This is a genomic window from Photobacterium sp. GB-36, assembly GCF_003026135.1.
Lineage (GTDB): Bacteria > Pseudomonadota > Gammaproteobacteria > Enterobacterales > Vibrionaceae > Photobacterium.
In genome coordinates this window covers 69,669-88,179 of the sequence record NZ_PYNY01000009.1, presented here as the reverse complement: position 1 = coordinate 88,179, position 18,511 = coordinate 69,669, and the positions used below count along the sequence as shown (strand labels likewise).

The window sequence follows — 18,511 nt, the reverse complement described above, 5'->3', positions numbered from 1 at the left end:
ATAGGCTATTTCGTTACTATGAAAAGATAATAATACTGATAAGAAGCCTGATTATGATTGAAATTAAACGTCGCCCTTTAGCAGATACTGAGGGGTTCTCAGATCAAATCCCTCCGATCTTACAACGTATTTATGCTAGCCGTGGGATCAAAAATGATGCTGAGTTAGAGCGTAGTGCCAAGGGGCTACTTAATTACAATCAGCTTCATGGTATGACTAGCGCAGTTCAGTTGTTAGTGGATGCGCTTTTGCAAAACACACGAATTATCATTGTTGGTGATTTTGATGCTGATGGCGCAACAAGTTCAGCATTATCTGTGCTAGCGCTTCGTATGCTCGGCTGTAAAAATGTTGATTATTTAGTACCTAACCGTTTCGACGATGGATATGGCCTGAGCCCTGAAGTGGTTGAACAAGCCATTGAACGTGGCGCAGAGCTGATTATGACCGTGGATAACGGAGTTTCTTCGATTGCTGGCGTTGCGGTAGCGAAAGAAAAAGGCTTGACCGTATTAGTTACCGATCACCATTTGCCAGGCGATTGTTTACCGATCGCTGATGCGATTGTTAACCCAAATCTTAATGAGTGTGGGTTTCCATCTAAAGCGCTGTGTGGTGTCGGGGTAGCTTTCTACCTCATGCTGGCACTGCGCGCTGAATTACGTCAGAGAGGTTGGTTTGAACAGCAAGGTATCGCCATGCCTAATCTGGCTGAATTACTCGATTTAGTCGCACTGGGAACTGTTGCTGATGTCGTTGCACTTGATGGCAATAATCGTATTTTAGTGCATCAAGGCTTACAACGTATTCGTGCGGGTAAGTGTCGACCTGGTATTCAAGCGCTCATTGAGGTTGCCAATCGCGATCCGGCGCGTTTAGTGACCAGTGATTTAGGGTTTGCCTTAGGGCCTCGCATTAATGCCGCAGGACGATTAGATGATATGTCGTTTGGGGTTGAACTCCTGTTGTGTGACAACATTCAATCAGCGCGTCGTATGGCATCAGAGCTAGATGGCTTAAATCAGACTCGAAAAGAAATAGAGCTGGGCATGAAAGATGAGGCCTTAGCGATTTGTGAGCGTTTGAAGTTTAATCAGCAAGATATGCCTTATGGTTTAGTGCTCTTCCAGCGCGATTGGCACCAAGGTGTGATTGGTATTTTAGCCTCACGTATTAAAGATAAATATCATCGTCCTGTGATTGCTTTTGCCGATGCGGGGAACGGTGAAATTAAAGGCTCATGTCGCTCAATTCCTGGATTACATATGCGTGATGCGCTAGATCTGGTCGATACCCAAAATCCTGGGATGATTTTGAAATTTGGTGGTCACGCGATGGCGGCAGGACTTACTATCCCTGAAGATAAATTAGATACTTTTAGTAAAGCTTTTGATGCGGTGGTTCGTAATGTACTTGATGAAGAAGCGCTAAAAGGGGTATTGATGACAGATGGTGAGTTAGGCAGTCATGAATTAAACCTAGATGTGGCTGAAATTCTTCGTGCTGGTGGTCCTTGGGGACAACAATTTCCTGAGCCAGCCTTTGATGGTACTTTCCGATTATTGCATCAAAAGTTAGTGGGCGGGAAACACCTTAAGATGATGGTAGAGCCGCTAAGTGGCGGTAGCGTAATTGATGCGATTGCTTTTAATGTTGATGTGAAACGTTGGCCTGATGCATCGGTTCAACAAGTTGAATTGGTTTACCGTTTAGATGTTAATGAATACCGAGGCAATCGCAGTGTGCAATTGATGATTGAACATTTGAACGCGAAATAAGTATTATTTTCATTTTTTGATAACGAATATCTTAGTGGCGAGGTTTTCAAGGCTGATTAAGCCTAGAATCTCGCCATTTTATTATTAATTTTCTTATAACCTTTCTCTCCCTCTGTATATTCTATCTACAATTCGATAGAATCTTTCGGTTATGTCCATTTCGACAATGAAGAGTGGCAATGTTCGAGATTAATCCTATTAAAAACCGACTTGAGGATGTGTCAGCACGTACTGATACCCTTAGGGGGTACCTTTGACTACGATGCTAAGAAAGAGCGTCTAGAAGAGGTAAACGCAGAATTAGAGCAACCAGATGTATGGAATGAACCTGATCGCGCACAAGCGTTAGGTAAAGAGCGTGCATCACTGGAAGCGGTAGTTGAAACCATTGACTTACTAGATCAAGGCGTTGAAGACGTTGAAGGTTTATTAGAGCTGGCGGTGGAAGAAAACGATCAAGAAACATTTGATGAGATTGAACCTGAGTTAGCTGAGCTTGAAGCTAAGTTAGCTAAGTTGGAATTTCGTCGTATGTTTGCAGGCGATCACGATGCGTCTGATTGTTACCTTGACCTTCAAGCAGGTTCAGGTGGTACAGAAGCACAAGATTGGACTTCAATGATGCTACGCATGTATTTGCGTTGGGCTGATGCCAAAGGTTTTAAAACCGAAATCATTGAAATCTCTGATGGTGATGTTGCCGGTCTGAAATCGGTTACCGTTCGAATCAGTGGCGAGTATGCTTATGGCTGGTTACGTACTGAAACAGGTGTTCACCGTTTAGTGCGTAAGTCACCGTTTGATTCAGGTGGTCGTCGTCATACTTCTTTTGCTTCAGCATTCGTTTATCCTGAAATTGATGACAATATCGTGATTGATATTAACCCATCAGATCTACGTATTGACGTATACCGTGCATCAGGCGCGGGTGGTCAGCACGTTAACACCACGGAATCTGCGGTACGTATTACCCACCTTCCAACTAACATTGTGGTGCAGTGTCAGAACGATCGCTCTCAGCATAAAAACAAAGATCAGGCAATGAAGCAGTTAAAAGCGAAATTGTTTGAATATGAAATGCAGAAGCAAAATGCTGAAAAGCAAGCCAGTGAAGATACCAAATCCGACATTGGTTGGGGTAGTCAAATTCGTTCATACGTATTAGATGACTCCCGCATTAAAGATTTACGTACTGGGGTGGAAAATCGTAACACCCAAGCAGTACTGGACGGTGATTTAGACCGTTTTATAGAAGCAAGCCTGAAATCAGGTCTTTAACCGAATTCCGGTAAAAATTTAAGGGTTACCCCATGACTGATCAATTACAAGATGAGAATAAGCTGATTGCTGAGCGTCGCGCTAAATTAGATATGATCCGCGAAAACTGCAAAGCAAATGGCCACCCCAATGATTTCCGTCGCGATAGCTTAGCGGCAGATCTCAATGCAAAATACGGTGAAATGACCAAAGAAGAGCTTGAAGAAGCGGGTCATGTATTTGCAATCGCGGGTCGTATTATGGCTAAGCGTGGTCCTTTCTTAGCTATTCAAGATGTATCTGGTCGTATTCAAGCTTACGCATCAAAAGATGTGCAGAAAGAGCTAAAAGAGAAGTATTCAGGCTTAGATATCGGTGACATTATCGGTATTAAAGGTGCTCTTCATAAGTCAGGTAAAGGTGATCTTTACGTGAATATGGATGAGTACGAGCTGCTAACAAAAGCACTGCGTCCTTTACCTGAAAAATTCCATGGCTTAACTGACCAAGAAATGCGTTACCGTCAGCGTTACGTTGATCTTATCGTTAACGATGATTCACGTCATGCTTTTGTGGTTCGTTCAAAAGTGGTATCTGCGATCCGTAGCTTCATGGTAACGAAAGGCTTCATGGAAGTTGAAACACCAATGATGCATGTGATCCCAGGTGGTGCAACAGCACGCCCATTTATCACACACCATAACGCACTCGATATCGATATGTACTTACGCGTTGCACCAGAGCTTTACCTTAAGCGTCTAGTGGTTGGTGGTTTTGAGCGTGTATTCGAAATCAACCGTAACTTCCGTAACGAAGGTCTATCTCCTCGTCATAACCCTGAATTCACCATGATGGAATTCTACATGGCGTACGCAGATTACAACGATCTGATGGATCTGACAGAAGAAATGCTAAGCAGCATTGCGATTGACGTTCTTGGTTCTTCTAAAATGCCATACGGTGAGTTTGAAGTTGAATTTGCAGGTCCATACACACGTATGAGCATGCTAGATGCTATCAAGCAGTACAACCCAGAGCACGCAGAGATCCAAGCATTAACTTACGAAGGCGTTGCTGATCGTGAGCTAATGGTGAAGATTGCTAAGTCTGTACACGTTGATGTTGAAGATTTCTGGACTTGTGGTCAGTTGCTAGAAGAGATCTTCGGTGAAACCGCTGAACCTCAACTGATGCAACCGACCTTCATTACTGAGTACCCAGCAGATATTTCTCCACTTGCTCGTCGTAACGATGAAAATCCATTCATTACAGATCGTTTTGAATTCTTTATCGGTGGTCGTGAAGTAGCGAATGGTTTCTCTGAGCTTAACGATGCACAAGATCAAGATCAACGCTTCAAAGCGCAGGTTGATGCTAAAGATGCGGGTGATGATGAAGCAATGTACTACGATGCAGATTACATTACTGCGCTAGAGCACGGCTTACCACCGACAGCGGGTCAAGGTATTGGTATCGATCGCCTAGTGATGTTATTTACCAATACACACACAATCCGTGACGTGATCCTATTCCCAGCAATGCGTCCTCAAAGCAACTAGTTCTAAGCTCTGATATAAAAAACCACCGCTAAGCGGTGGTTTTTTTTGCTAAAAACAAAACTGAATAACCATTTCCTTATATTTAATGGTGCTATTTTTTAATTTGTTGCATTAAAAATGAATGTGATTTTTAGAATAATTCATTAAGATTGTGATGTATTTCGATAAAATGTAACTTTTAAGATAAAAAATAGATGCATACTTTGAATTTAATAGTAAACATGTTGCTCACTGGTGTGGCGTACATATAGTATTGTTAAGTATTTGGTGCGGTTACTATTAATACACATTAAAACAACAGTCGTGCTACGTAATAACGTTATCAAGGGCGATTAGGGATGGATAAACGAAATAAGATCGGGGCAGCGAATTCAATTGTTGTCTTTGGCGGAGTAAATCAAAAGTGGCTTCCATCAATGGAGGCGGCTGGGTGGTCATGTCACCGTTGTTATGATTTACGCGCAGCAGAATCTTTATTGTTAGAAATGGGCCCCTGTGTAGGTGTTGTAGATCTAAGTAATGATGATTTCAGTTTACATAGCTTAGCCGCACTTGTGAATCGTAATAAGCAAGTACGCTGGATAGCGATTGTGCGTGATGAACAATTAAATAATGAAGCAATAAGTCAATTAATTGTGAATTTTTGCTTAGATTATTTTTCTACTCCTGTTCCTTGTGAGCGACTAAAGCAAACCATTGGTCACCAAAGTGGAATGCTAGCATTAGAACGTCAAGTTTGGCCTCAGTTAGGCCAGTTTGGGCAACAAGGCTTGCAAGGCAATACGCCAGTGATGAAGAAACTTCGTGATCAAGTTAAGCGTGTTGCATTAAGTGATGTACCTGTTTTAATCAGTGGTGAAATTGGTACTGGAAAATTAGTAGTAGCAGAAGCCTTACATCAAGCTTCGGTTCGAGCCAAAAAGCCGCTAGTACGTGTTAATTGTGAAAATTTACAAGCCGGGTGGATAAATGAGGTTGGACAAAATTCTTATCTCGATTATGCCAATAACGGTGTGTTAGTACTTAATGAGTTTACTTTACTTGCAGATGATCGAAAAAAAGAAGTACTGAAAATACTCAGTGATGGTGTCTATTATCATCCTGATGGCAGTATTTTAACGTTAGATATCCGTTTTATAGCCACCAGTAGTCACAATTTTGAAGATCTATCAGAGTTAGATACATTAACCCGTGATCTGTATTTTAGATTAAATGTGGTGTCACTAACGGTACCTGCTTTACGTGAAAGAGGCGGGGATATTGTATTACTAGCAGAGTTTTTACTCTTAAAATATGCTAGGCAATATAATAGTGTTGTTAAGACGTTTTCTGAACAAGCCAAAGCGATGTTGCTTCAATATCAATGGCCTGGCAATGTCCGTGAATTAATTAGTCAAATCAAGCGTTCTGTATTACTGGTTGAAACTAAGTGTATAGAAGCGGAGCATTTAGACATTCCCCGAGTGACTGAAGATAAGCAAAGTTTAAAGAAAATTCGTGAAGAATCGGAACGAACGGCATTATTAACAGTATTAGAAAATAACAAAGGTCAAATCTCTGCAGCAGCGAGAGAATTAGGTGTATCTCGCGCCACTATGTATCGATTGCTGAATAAACATGATTTGATCCCACCTCCTCGTTGTTTCCGCCAAGGTTAATATCATTTAACGTTGATTGATTAATACAACAGCGACTGCAAGGTGGCTGTTTTTTTAGATCTAAATATCATTCTCTCTACCAATACTACATAAATGTTTCTGCTGATATTTCATGAAAATATTGGTTTTAAATTAGTCTATAGCGAATAAAAGTAGAGTCTTATAGCATAAAAACATGCAGTTACATTGATGGCATAAATTTACTTGTTATATGTTAATGATTCGTTAGTATTGGTTTTAAGCATATCTTTCCAATTTGAAAATGTCCGATCCTTTAGCAAAGAACAGCGACATGGTTAGAGTGTGAATCTTAATTTAAAGCCAAGGAGAATGTCATTATGCGCCAGTCTGTGTATATCCGATTTGCTATTTTTTTAATCCAACAAGATGTGAAACGAGAAGAGGCGTTATGGCGACATCAGCAACGCCGAGTCAGTGTCTATTTACCTGTTCTTTCCCCTCACTTAATGCGCGATGTGGGGGTTGAAAGTGATGGACGTATTGCATTGAGTCATCTTGTTCATGCCGAGCGTAAAGTTCGTCATCTCAGACGAACATTAAGATTTAGACACAACACGTAAGGAGTAAGGCCAGCAAGTATTTTTACTTGCTGGCCAACCGTTACGTAATACTCAAACACTAAGGGCAAGGGTTTGAGTATTGAATACCAACTCGCTCTAAATCTGTCATAACTTCTTCAGAAAGCATGAGATCAATACTGTTTATATTGTTTTCTAACTGCTCTAGTGTAGTGGCACCGATGATATTTGCCGCAACAAAAGGACGTTGGTTAACAAACGCGAGTGCCATTTGGACGGGATCAAGTCCGTGCTTATTAGCGACATCAATATAAGCTTGTGTGGCTTGAATTCCTTGCTGATTAAAATAGCGTGAAAAGCGAGGAAACTCAGTGCATCGCGCCCCTTTAGGCTTGGCATTATTTAAATATTTACCGCTTAATGCGCCAAAAGCTAACGGGGAATAGGCGAGTAGCTCTACACCTTCATGATGGCTAATTTCAGAAAGTCCTACTTCAAAACTACGGTTAAGTAAATTGTAGGGATTTTGAATGGATACGATTCTTGGTAAATTGTGTTTTTCTGCGAGCTGCAGATAAGACATGACTCCCCAAGGGGTTTCATTGGAGACGCCGATATATCTGATTTTTCCTGCTGTGACTAACTCACTTAATGCCTCTAGTGTTTCAATTAACGTAACACCACAATGATCTTCTTCATAATGGTAGTTTAACTTACCAAAACAATTGGTTTGCCGTTGAGGCCAGTGCAGCTGGTAGAGATCGATATAATCGGTTTTTAAGCGTATTAAACTATCATTCACCGCATCATGAATATGACGTCGATTAAGCGACATATTGTCACGAATATAAGGCACATTACGGGGGCCTGCCACTTTTGTTGCAATCACAACTCTATCTCGTAATTGTGTTTTTTCTAGCCAATTACCAATATAACTTTCTGTTAAACCTTGGGTATTAGCATTCGGCGGGACGGGATACATTTCCGCAGTATCAATGAAGTTGACGCCATGCTCAAAGGCGAAATCTAATTGGCTATGGGCTTCATCCTGATTATTTTGTTCACCAAAGGTCATGGTACCGAGGCAGATCTTACTGATCTCTAAACTAGAATGCGGGATCGTATGGTATTTCATTCGCTGTCCTTGCCATTAATGTCTTTTATTTGACTATAGCTTGAAGCGTTTGGACTGAGAAGTGCATTAAATATGAAATGAATATTATATTACGAACTTGATAGGAGGAGAAAACTGACACATAGTTAATGTTAGATCTTTTATTTTTTTAGTGTAGATAAACAATGAAGCTATCTCAATTAAAGCCGTGGCTTAAAGCATCACCGAATAAGATCCCACATTGTGTATTAACCTGTTATGCGGGATATTCTGATTATCTGATGGAAATTGAATATAAGCATCAGTTACAGCCACTTAAAGATGAGCAAGATAACTTACTGCATTTTAAGACGATTGAGCAGGCGCAGGTATTATTGAAATCTATTGGGATCAGTAATATGACGTTACGTTTAACTGATCCCTATGATGAATTCTTACCGGAAGGGCTCACGACTGCTTGTGAAGAAGATATGGTGTTGCATTTTTAGTCCCGCGGTTTAACGCAGCACATAGCTTAAATAAAGTATCGAGCTAAAATTTCTGCCGTGAAGTGTGTTTTTAAATAAAAACCACGAGGTAAGGTTTTGATAGGCTGTCCATTTGCGCCGTAAGCTTCTGTGAGTACTTTGCTATTTGCCGCTTTGGGTCGTAATTGCAGTACCTCGCCATGGCGTGCTGTGATGTGTTCGACTTGGCCGAGTACGATCATATCCATTAACTCTTCCCAGTCTTGTTTTAACTGCGCATCTTCGTCTATCGATGGACTCCATATTAACGGTGATCCAACATGGCGTTCTGCTAAGGGAATATCACGTTCACCTTCGACAGGGATCCATAATACCCGTGAGAGCTTATGACGAATATGACTGGTTTCCCATCGTAATCCTTGTACTCCAATTAAAGGGGCGACACAGACAAATGTGGTTTCTAATGGTTTGCCATTATAGCCAATAGGGATCGTTTTAAGTTCAATCCCAAGATCGATAAAGTCAGGAACGGGCTTACTTCCCGCTGTTGCACCTAAATGCCACTCCAACAGCTGCCCAACCCATCCTTTATCTCTTTTTAGATCTGCAGGTGGAATAATGCCAGCAAGATCGGCTAGTTCTCCAAGCGTTAACCCTGCTAGTTGTTGGGCTCGATAGAGGAGTTCGTGTTCAGTGAGAGGGGGGGATGGTTGCTCAGGCTTTGGCATAGTGCTACGCGATGATCATGATCTAAAATAAGAAGAGTCAAGATCATAACATAGCTTTTTCCTGTTTGAATGGATAAATCTAGAGAAAAGGATCATTTTAAAAGATATCCACAGATTATTTTTATTAAATATTTATTTTGATGCTAACTGTTTAAATAGACAGGCTTGAGTTGGTGTTTTATTCATCTTGATTATCTTGTGTTCGATCATTTTTATTGTATGGTGTGGATAAAGTCAGAATTGATTGATCTTTAACCGATCGTTTTTTTGAGATGTGAATATTCTATTTTTTAAAATTTATTATGTATCTTTATTGATTTTAATATTTTGATTTTTATGTGTTTTTCGTTTTATCTTTTGACGTTTCATTGCTATTTATCAAATGATAATTACATATAAAACCGAGGTTTTTTTATCTTCTGCACAAATCTATCCACAGAAAGAGTGAATAAATGTGGGGAATGTCTCATTTAGATGTTTATAACCTCTAGTAGAGAGAGGAGTTATCCCTAATTTGAGGTTTAGTTAGGAAAATATCACGATCTGATCGAATCTTTGTTTACCGATCACGTCTACTATGAAAAAATCACTATTAATAGATATTTATACTTGAGGTCGTCCAGTGATTGATGGCGATGGATACCGCCCTAATGTAGGGATCGTTATCTGCAATAGCCATGGCCAGGTATTTTGGGCTCGACGATATGGACAACATTCTTGGCAGTTTCCGCAAGGTGGTATTGATGATGGTGAAACACCAGAGCAAGCCATGTTCCGTGAATTGTACGAAGAAGTAGGATTAACCAAAAAAGATGTCAGGATAATTGCGTCAAGCCGTCATTGGCTACGTTATAAATTACCTAAACGTTTAGTGCGGTGGGATTCGAAACCTGTTTGTATCGGGCAGAAACAGAAATGGTTTTTGTTGAGCTTGGAGTGCGATGAGTCCAAGGTCAATATGCAGCGAGGTGCTACTCCTGAATTTGATGGGTGGCGATGGGTAAGTTATTGGTATCCAGTCCGACAGGTCGTTTCGTTTAAGCGTGATGTTTACCGTCGCGCACTGAAAGAATTTGCACCTGTAGCCATGCCTTTTAAAGAATGGAAAGAGCGAAAATTCAAGCGTAATAATAAAAAGTAAATAAGGTAATACAGTAATATAGAGGTTATTGGCAATATAGAAGGATAATAAGGCTCGTTATGCTGACACAGCTTAGAGATATAGTTGACAAGGTTGTCAGCGCCCAGACCTTGATTGAAGCGCTAGATCAATTAGTGATGAGCACTTGTCAGGTCATGAAAACAGACTGTTGTTCGGTCTATATTGCTAATCATGAGCGTCAGCTTTATACATTGATGGCAACGCAAGGGCTGCATAAATCGCAGCGGCGTGTAAGTTTACGCTTTAATCAAGGTCTAGTTGGCCTTGTAGGGCGTAGTGCTGAGCTTGTTAATGTTGCTGATGCTCGTGTACACCCCCATTTCAAACATCTCCCGGGGATCGGAGAAGAATCCTTTCGATCTTTTTTTGGGACTCCTATCATTCATCAGCGCCAAGTTCTTGGTGTTCTTGTTATACAGCAACGAGAAAAGCGGGAATTTAATGAAAGTGAAGAATCTTTCTTAGTTACCCTTGCCGCTCAATTATCAGGTATTTTGGCTCACGCGAAAGCACAAGGAATGTGGTTTGAGCAAGGGAATAAATTACACCTTACTGGATCTGCGGCTTCTGCTGGTGTTGCTGTTGCTAAAGCATGGTGGGACGATACCCAACCGCTATTAGAGCATGTTGCTCCCACGTCTTGCCTTGATGTGAATTTTGAGCAAGAACGTTTAGCTATTGCGATAGAAGCGGCCAGTACAGAGTTTCGACGTTTACGCAAACGTTTTGATAGTGAACTGCAAAAAGAAACCCTCGCCATTTTTGATTTATTCAGTCATTTACTCAATGATCCTATGCTGCGCAAAGATCTGAAAGCCCGGGTTGCTTGTGGTGATCAGGCTGAATGGGCAGTGCGTCAAGTGGTCGAATCTTATTCCGCTCGTTTTGCGAATATGAAAGATCAATACCTTAAAGAGCGTGCACAAGATATTCGCGAGTTAGGCCAGCGCTTATTGTTCTTTTTACGTGATGAAGAAGTCGATGAGTTGCAGTGGGATGAACCTGTGGTGCTATTAACTCGAGAGTTAACTGCAGCAATGCTTGCAACAGTCCCTTTAGGAAAGTTAGCTGCGGTTGTTGCTCAAGAAGGTGCCGCTAACTCACATGCTGCTATTTTGTCTAGAGCACTCGGTATCCCTGCTATTATGGGGGTCGACTTTGTTCCTCATATGGTACATAACAATTTAGTTATTGTTGATGGTTATCGTGGTGACTTTCTTGTTAACCCTAATCGTCATGTATTAATTGAGTATCGTCGTTTATTGCGGGAAGAGCATGAACTAGCCAAAACCGTTGAAGGTGATCAGGATAAAGAAGCCTATACCAAAGATAATCAACGGATCATGGTGCACTTAAATGCGGGTTTAAGTGCCGATACCAGTATTGCGATTAATAAAGGGGTCGACGGGGTCGGCTTATATCGCACTGAAGTGCCTTTTTTACTGCAACGTAGCTTCCCTTCAGAAGATGAACAAATTAACCAATATCGTTCTATTTTGCAGACCTATCCCGAGCAAACCGTTGTGATGCGAACGCTCGATATTGGAGGCGATAAGCCGTTACCGTATTTAACGATAGAAGAAGACAATCCTTTTTTGGGTTGGCGTGGGATCCGTTTTACCTTAGATCATCCCGAAATTTTTTTAATTCAAGTCAGAGCGATGTTACGTGCCAGTATTGGCTTGAATAATATGGACATCTTGCTCCCTATGATCTCAGGGATAGCTGAGCTTGATGAAGCCAAAATATTAATTGAGCGCGCCTATCAGGAAGTGTCAGCTCAATATGATGGTGAATTAAGAAAACCTCGCTTAGGTATCATGATTGAAGTACCGTCAATGCTTTATCAGCTCCATGCGTTAGCCGATAAAGTTGATTTTATTTCAGTGGGTAGTAATGATTTAACTCAATATTTGCTTGCCGTGGATCGTAATAACTCTCGGGTCGCCAGTGTTTATGATGCGCTTCATCCTGCTGTTTTAAATGCGTTAAAACATATTATCGATAGTGCAGAGCGGTACCAAATTCCAGTTTGCGTTTGTGGTGAATTAGCAGGAGATCCGATAGGTGCAATTTTATTAGTCGGAATGGGGTATCGATCATTGAGTATGAATACCCGTAATGTAGCCAAAATAAAATATATATTACGTCATGTGTCAGCACTTGATATGACGCAATTGGCGGATGATGTTCTCGCGGTACATTTATCTTGTGAAGTAAGAGAGAGAACAACGTTATTTGTCGAGCAGCATGGTTTAGGTGGGTTTATCCGCGCGGGTAAGTAGAACACTTTTTTATATTGGTTACGTATTATGTATGAAACAACACTTTGGCTATTTAGCATGTGTTTGCTATTGGGATCTGTCGTCGGATTATTGGCTGGTTTATTAGGCATTGGCGGAGGCTTATTGGTTGTACCTGCTCTAGTTTGGTTATTACCGAAAGCCGGCATTGCATCGCATCTTGTGATGCATATTGCGTTAGCGACCTCACTTGCCAGTATTGTTATGACGTCAATGGCCTCAGCCCGTAATCACTTTAAGCTTGGAAATATTGATTTTTCAGTGGTGAAAATATTAGCGCCAGGGATCATTGTTGGTGGATTGGGAGGGAGTGTTGTTGCTGAGATCATCCCTTCACATTACTTACCTAAAATTTTTGCTGTCATCGTATTATGCTTAGCAATTCAGATGTTGCTCTCAATGAAAGTGATAAACAAGAAGCCTCTGCCAAACTCACTCGCATGTATAGCAAGTGGTGGCATCATTGGTTTGATCTCAAGTCTTGCTGGCATTGGTGGAGGATCATTAACAGTACCGTATTTAAGTTATTATGGTATTGAGATGCGACGTGCCATCGGTACCTCTTCGCTCGTTGGTTTCTTAATTGCTGTTTCTGGAATGATTGGCTTTATTTACGCAGGTGTTGGCAGTGAAGCGTTACCAGCGTTTAGTGCAGGTTATGTATATCTACCAGCTTTATTCGGTATTGCTGCAACATCGATGATCGCAACTCGTTACGGCGCGGCGTTAGTGAGTCGACTACCGACCCCGACACTGAAAAAGCTATTTGCGGTGTTATTGTTATTGATCAGTATAAAAATGTTTTTAAGTTAACAGTAAGGCCAACAGGCTTCTGATAGAATAACGATTACTAATTTTCGCGCCTAGCTTTTGCTGGGCGTATTCAATTTACGAGTAGGACTATGAAACAATATTTAGCCTTATGCCAACGCATTGTTGATGACGGTGTATGGATTGAAAATGAACGTACAGGTAAGCGTTGTTTAACGGTTATCAATGCTGATCTGACTTATGATGTTGCTAATAATCAGTTTCCGTTGATCACTACTCGTAAAAGTTTCTGGAAAGCAGCAATTGCAGAGCTTCTCGGCTACTTACGTGGCTATGATAATGCCGCGCAATTTCGTGCGATTGGTTGTAACACTTGGAATGCTAATGCCAATGATAACCAAGCATGGCTGAACAATCCTTATCGTAAAGGTGAAGATGACATGGGGCGTGTTTATGGTGTTCAAGGTCGTCGTTGGCAAAAATCAGACGGTACGCCAATTGATCAATTAAAGATGATTGTCGATGATTTAACCAAAGGTATTGATAATCGCGGTGAAATATTAACGTTTTATAACCCAGGTGAGTTTGATATGGGGTGTCTGCGTCCTTGTATGCATACACATACATTTTCACTACTGGGTGATACGTTATATTTAACGAGCTATCAACGCTCATGTGATGTACCGCTAGGGTTAAACTTCAACCAAGTACAAGTGTTTACCTTGCTAGCGTTAATGGCGCAAATAACAGGTAATAAAGCGGGTCAGGCTTACCATAAAATTATCAACGCACATATCTACGAAGATCAACTAGAGCTTATGCGTGATGTGCAATTAAAGCGTACTCCATTTTCTTCACCACAACTTAAAATCAACCCGAAGATCAAATCATTAGAAGATTTAGAAACATGGGTAACGCTAGATGATTTTGACGTGGTGGGTTATGAGCATCACGATCCGATTCAATACCCATTCTCTGTTTGAACTCATAAAAACATATATGAAAAAGTAAATATAATCAAAGTGATAAGAAATAAATAAAAAGCCCAGCATAAGCTGGGCTTTTTTGTTGCGCAGTATTAATTAAGCAGTTAATGCTAAAATTGTACCTGGGATAGCAATGAATATTAAGACAAGGTAACCTGCGACAGCTACTTTGTTTTTAGTTGCTAAGTCACTTAAGAAGAATGCGCACTTTAACGGAATTTCACGTAAGAATGGAACACCGTAAATCAGTACTGTTGCCATTACATTGAAACATAAGTGTACCAGTGCAATCTGTAATGCAAATACTGCGTTATCACCTGATACTGCTGTTGCTGCTAATAGCGCAGTAATACATGTACCGATGTTTGCACCAAGTGTGAATGGGTATACATCACGTACTTTTAGTACACCTGTACCTACTAGCGGTACCATCAAACTTGTTGTTGTTGATGACGATTGCACTAAAATCGTTACTGCTGTACCTGACGCAATACCATGCAGTGGGCCTCGACCAATTGCACTTTTTAGAATATCACGAGCACGACCAACCATTAGGCTACGCATTAGCTTACCCATAACCGTAATCGCGAAGAAGATTAATGCGATACCAATGAAGCTAAGCGCGACACCACCCATAGAACCAAATGCTTCTAGAGGACCTTTTACTAGCTCTACTGCAGGTTTAGTTAATGGCTTCATAAAGTCCATTCCCTTCATGCTCATATCGCCAGCATTTAAGAATGGAGACACTAACCAACTAGACATTTTATCTAGCAGACCAAACATCATCTCTAGTGGCAAGAAAATTGCTACAGCTAGTAGGTTGAAGAAATCATGGACGGTTGCACTGGCAAAAGCACGACGGAATTCATCCTTACAACGCGCATGTCCTAAGCTCACTAACGTATTAGTTAGTGTAGTACCAATATTTGCACCCATTACCATTGGGATTGCTGTTTCAACAGGCAAACCACCGGCAACAAGACCAACAATGATTGACGTTACCGTACTTGATGACTGAATTAATGCTGTTGCGATTAAGCCAATCATGAGTCCTGCTACAGGGTGAGAGGCAAATTCGAATAAGGTTTTAGCTTGTTCGCCAACAGACCATTTAAAACCGCTGCTGATCATGGATACAGCAACAAGTAAAAGATAAAGCATGAACGCTAGGTTGGCCCAGCGGACCCAACGCATAGAGCTGAACTTAGATACAGCAGTAGTGGCTTGGGTTGTCATAATCATTTCTCCATGACAATAGTATGTCGTTTTGGTGTCATTTGGTTGAAATCTGTGTGGATAGTAGATGGCTTTTATTTCAGAAATATTACACTGATTGTCACAAACATAATTTGTCGCTTTTTTGTGATGGCAAGCGATTAACTGGCACTATTTTATTTTTGTTTTTATATGATTAACTATCTGTTATATATAGATTATTAAGAGGCTTTTGGTGAAAAAGGAAATTTAAGTTTTTTTTTTATATGGTATATCGAAAGGTTGTCTTTTTTTACGATAAGTCGTAAAAATCGGTCAATTATGACAGTTTGCCTATATTTAATAGGGAAGCACATGACAGGGAAATGCGCGCTAATGTCAAAGGTTCGTTAATACAGCACGGTTATTATATTGTTATAGCTCTAATTATTCGGTATTTCCGAGTTATTGTATCTAAACAAACGATTTCACAAGTGCTGATAATGACGTTTACACTGCATTTAATTGATTAATTCATATTGTTTTATAGGAGTGACGGTCGATGACCGATGCTATTCGTAAGTTTCTTAAATTAGAATCAGCTGGTGGAATTGTGCTGATTATTGCTGCGCTTATTGCGATGATCATTGCTAATTCACCGCTAGCATCAGTGTATACCGATACATTGCACAGTTATGTTGCTGGCTTATCTGTTTCTCATTGGATCAATGATGGTTTAATGGCTGTTTTCTTTTTGCTTATTGGCTTAGAAGTAAAGCGTGAGCTAATTGAAGGAGCACTAAATACTAAAGAGAAAGCGATTTTCCCTGCTATTGCGGCAGTGGGCGGTATGGTTGCACCTGCATTAATTTATGTTGCGTTTAACTATAATGATCCAATGGCTATTAAAGGTTGGGCAATCCCTGCTGCGACAGATATCGCATTTGCATTAGGTGTGATGGCACTACTGGGTAATCGTGTACCGGTAAGCTTGAAAGTATTCTTGCTTGCACTTGCGATTATTGATGATTTAGGTGTGATTATCATTATCGCGCTGTTCTATAGCTCTGATCTATCAACGGTTGCTCTTGCGGTTGCTTTTGTTGCTACTGCGACCTTGTTCATCATGAATGCGAAGAATGTTACTAAGCTTTCTTGGTACTTAATTGTCGGTGCTATTTTGTGGTTCAGTGTATTGCAATCAGGCGTTCACGCTACGTTAGCTGGTGTTATCCTTGGTTTTACTATTCCACTAACGGGCAAAGATGGTCGTTCAGATAAACACTCACCATTGAAGCATTTAGAGCATGTACTACACCCGTATGTTGCTTTCTTGATTCTGCCTATCTTTGCTTTCGCTAATGCAGGGATCTCATTAGATGGCGTGTCTTTAGAAAGTTTGTCAGCAATGTTACCTGCAGGTATCGCAGCAGGTCTGTTTATTGGTAAACCATTAGGTATCTTTACTGCATGTATTATCGCTGTGAAATGTGGTTTTGCGAAATTACCTGATGATATTAACTTTAAGCATATTTTTGCGGTATCGGTACTGTGTGGTATCGGCTTTACGATGTCGATTTTCATCTCATCATTAGCATTTGTTGGGGCAGGTGAAAGTTTTGCAACTTACTCACGATTAGGAATATTGTTAGGCTCAACAGTAGCGGCAGTTGTGGGTTACGTGTTACTGAGTCGCTCTCTTCCAAAGGAAGCACAAAAAGTAGAGGCGTAATATGTATAAATACCTATTAGCTATACTGTTTTCAACTTTCGCAACCTCAAGTGTTGCAGCTATGAACTATCAACAATGTACAACGGCTGATAGAACTGAGGTTTGTCAGGCTTATTTGCAAGGTTTAAATGATGGGAAAGAAGAGGTAAAAAAAGTAATCACCTCTAAATCATCTTTCCAAGATCGAGCACTTGAGCAGCGAAGCGGTGAGCTATATCGCAATCTTGAACGATTTAATCGTCAACCTGCGAGTTAATAGGTTTCTATTACGCGCTTATTAGAAATAATAAGATAAAGATTGAAGACCCCAGTGGCACTGCGTAAGCTTTGTCGTTGGGGTTTTTTTATGGGTTGGTAAGGGTATGTCTCACTTAAACTATAATCACTTATATTATTTTTGGATGGTGTGTAAACAAGGATCTGTGACCAAAGCAGCGGATGCTTTATTTTTGGCACCACAGACAGTTACTGGGCAGATCCGTGCTTTAGAAGATCGTTTAAAAGGGCGATTAACTAAGCGCGTAGGGCGTCAGATTGAGCCAACTGAATTAGGACAAATGGTGTTTAAGTATGCCGATAAAATGTTTGATTTAAGTTATCAAATGCTAGATCGGATCAACTATACCCAGCGAGATAATCAGCTTTTTGAAGTAGGGGTTGCTGATGCGTTGTCTAAACGGTTAGTTAGCCAAGTGTTATTAGAAGGCATGCCTGATGATCAGCGAATTCATTTTAGCTGTTTTGAATCAACCCATGAGATGTTGTTAGAACAATTATCCCAGCATAAGCTCGATATGATCCTTTCTGATTGCCCCGTAGATTCAACCCAAAGCCCTGGTTTATACAGCAAGAAATTAGGGGAGTCTGGAATGAGCTTTTTCTGCTCAGATAAACTATCAGAATCGACGTTTCCCGCATGTATTGAAGATTATAAATTGTTAGTGCCAAGCCGCCGCTCTGCGATGGGGAGAAAACTGCACCAATGGTTTGATCAACAAGGGATCACACCTAATATTTTAGGTGAATTTGATGATTCAGCTCTGATGAAAGCGTTTTCATCTTATCAACAATCTATGTTTATTGCTCCCTCTAATTATGCTGATGAGTTAAAGGAATCGTGCCAAGTGCATGAGGTTAAACGAGTGAGTGATATTTCAGAAGAGTATTATGTGATTTTTGCGGAACGGATGATTATGCATCCATCGGTCACGCGTATCTGTGAGGCGGATTTTAGTCGGTTATTTGTTTAAGTAGCCTCAT

At 40.7% G+C, this 18,511-nt stretch carries 16 protein-coding genes; 13 read left to right on the top strand and 3 right to left on the bottom strand.

What is annotated here, in order from left to right; genetic code table 11:
- Positions 1–53: 53 nt before the first annotated feature.
- From recJ to C9J46_RS10620, 5 genes are all read left to right on the top strand, one after another.
- Positions 54–1,778, top strand: a complete 1,725-nt coding sequence (gene recJ / locus C9J46_RS10640) for a single-stranded-DNA-specific exonuclease RecJ (RefSeq protein ID WP_107207254.1) — start codon at positions 54–56, stop codon at positions 1,776–1,778.
- Between the two features lie 179 nt (positions 1,779–1,957).
- Positions 1,958–3,056 (top strand): peptide chain release factor 2 gene (prfB, locus tag C9J46_RS10635; protein ID WP_105059510.1). Its coding sequence is split into 2 segments (ribosomal slippage): positions 1,958–2,032 and positions 2,034–3,056, totalling 1,098 coding nucleotides; the frame shifts between segments, so codons are not numbered across the junction.
- Between the two features lie 32 nt (positions 3,057–3,088).
- A complete protein-coding gene (gene lysS, locus C9J46_RS10630) occupies positions 3,089–4,594 on the top strand; it encodes a lysine--tRNA ligase (protein WP_005369658.1) in 1,506 nt (501 codons plus the stop codon).
- Between the two features lie 338 nt (positions 4,595–4,932).
- Complete coding sequence (locus tag C9J46_RS10625) at positions 4,933–6,252, top strand: sigma-54 dependent transcriptional regulator (RefSeq protein WP_107207255.1); 1,320 nt, start codon at positions 4,933–4,935, stop codon at positions 6,250–6,252.
- 338 nt (positions 6,253–6,590) lie between these two features.
- Positions 6,591–6,833: a hypothetical protein gene (locus tag C9J46_RS10620; RefSeq protein ID WP_107207256.1), complete on the top strand. Its 243-nt coding sequence runs from the start codon at positions 6,591–6,593 to the stop codon at positions 6,831–6,833.
- A 58-nt stretch (positions 6,834–6,891) separates the two neighbouring features.
- Here C9J46_RS10620 and C9J46_RS10615 read toward each other — a convergent pair whose 3' ends face one another.
- Positions 6,892–7,926, bottom strand: a complete 1,035-nt coding sequence (locus tag C9J46_RS10615; protein ID WP_107207257.1) for an NADP(H)-dependent aldo-keto reductase — start codon at positions 7,924–7,926, stop codon at positions 6,892–6,894.
- A 164-nt stretch (positions 7,927–8,090) separates the two neighbouring features.
- Here C9J46_RS10615 and C9J46_RS10610 point away from each other — a divergent pair, with 164 nt between their 5' ends.
- The gene (locus tag C9J46_RS10610) at positions 8,091–8,393 is read left to right on the top strand and encodes a DUF6482 family protein (RefSeq protein WP_107287480.1); all 303 of its coding nucleotides are present in this window, start codon (positions 8,091–8,093) and stop codon (positions 8,391–8,393) included.
- Positions 8,394–8,419: 26 nt separating this feature from the next.
- On the opposite strand, the gene mutH is transcribed toward C9J46_RS10610, so the two are convergent.
- Complete coding sequence (gene mutH, locus C9J46_RS10605) at positions 8,420–9,100, bottom strand: DNA mismatch repair endonuclease MutH (protein WP_107207259.1); 681 nt, start codon at positions 9,098–9,100, stop codon at positions 8,420–8,422.
- A 622-nt stretch (positions 9,101–9,722) separates the two neighbouring features.
- On the opposite strand from mutH, the gene rppH reads away from it, so the two are divergent.
- The 4 genes from rppH to C9J46_RS10585 all read left to right on the top strand — a co-directional run bounded on the left by rppH (position 9,723) and on the right by C9J46_RS10585 (position 14,319).
- Positions 9,723–10,241: an RNA pyrophosphohydrolase gene (rppH, locus tag C9J46_RS10600; RefSeq protein ID WP_005369648.1), complete on the top strand. Its 519-nt coding sequence runs from the start codon at positions 9,723–9,725 to the stop codon at positions 10,239–10,241.
- Positions 10,242–10,300: 59 nt separating this feature from the next.
- On the top strand, positions 10,301–12,547 hold the full coding sequence (ptsP, locus tag C9J46_RS10595) for a phosphoenolpyruvate--protein phosphotransferase (RefSeq protein ID WP_107207260.1): 2,247 nt from the start codon (positions 10,301–10,303) through the stop codon (positions 12,545–12,547).
- A 27-nt stretch (positions 12,548–12,574) separates the two neighbouring features.
- Positions 12,575–13,378, top strand: a complete 804-nt coding sequence (locus tag C9J46_RS10590) for a sulfite exporter TauE/SafE family protein (protein WP_107207261.1) — start codon at positions 12,575–12,577, stop codon at positions 13,376–13,378.
- A gap of 89 nt (positions 13,379–13,467) precedes the next feature.
- Complete coding sequence (locus tag C9J46_RS10585) at positions 13,468–14,319, top strand: thymidylate synthase (protein ID WP_107260515.1); 852 nt, start codon at positions 13,468–13,470, stop codon at positions 14,317–14,319.
- A gap of 99 nt (positions 14,320–14,418) precedes the next feature.
- On the opposite strand, the gene C9J46_RS10580 is transcribed toward C9J46_RS10585, so the two are convergent.
- Complete coding sequence (locus tag C9J46_RS10580) at positions 14,419–15,561, bottom strand: Na/Pi symporter (RefSeq protein WP_107207263.1); 1,143 nt, start codon at positions 15,559–15,561, stop codon at positions 14,419–14,421.
- Between the two features lie 520 nt (positions 15,562–16,081).
- Between C9J46_RS10580 and nhaA the strand changes: the two genes are divergently transcribed.
- The 3 genes from nhaA (at position 16,082) to nhaR (ending at position 18,501) form a co-directional block, all read left to right on the top strand.
- Complete coding sequence (gene nhaA, locus C9J46_RS10575; RefSeq protein WP_107207264.1) at positions 16,082–17,251, top strand: Na+/H+ antiporter NhaA; 1,170 nt, start codon at positions 16,082–16,084, stop codon at positions 17,249–17,251.
- A 1-nt stretch (position 17,252) separates the two neighbouring features.
- A complete protein-coding gene (locus C9J46_RS10570; protein ID WP_107207265.1) occupies positions 17,253–17,507 on the top strand; it encodes a hypothetical protein in 255 nt (84 codons plus the stop codon).
- A gap of 106 nt (positions 17,508–17,613) precedes the next feature.
- Positions 17,614–18,501, top strand: a complete 888-nt coding sequence (gene nhaR, locus C9J46_RS10565; RefSeq protein WP_107207266.1) for a transcriptional activator NhaR — start codon at positions 17,614–17,616, stop codon at positions 18,499–18,501.
- Positions 18,502–18,511: the final 10 nt, after the last annotated feature.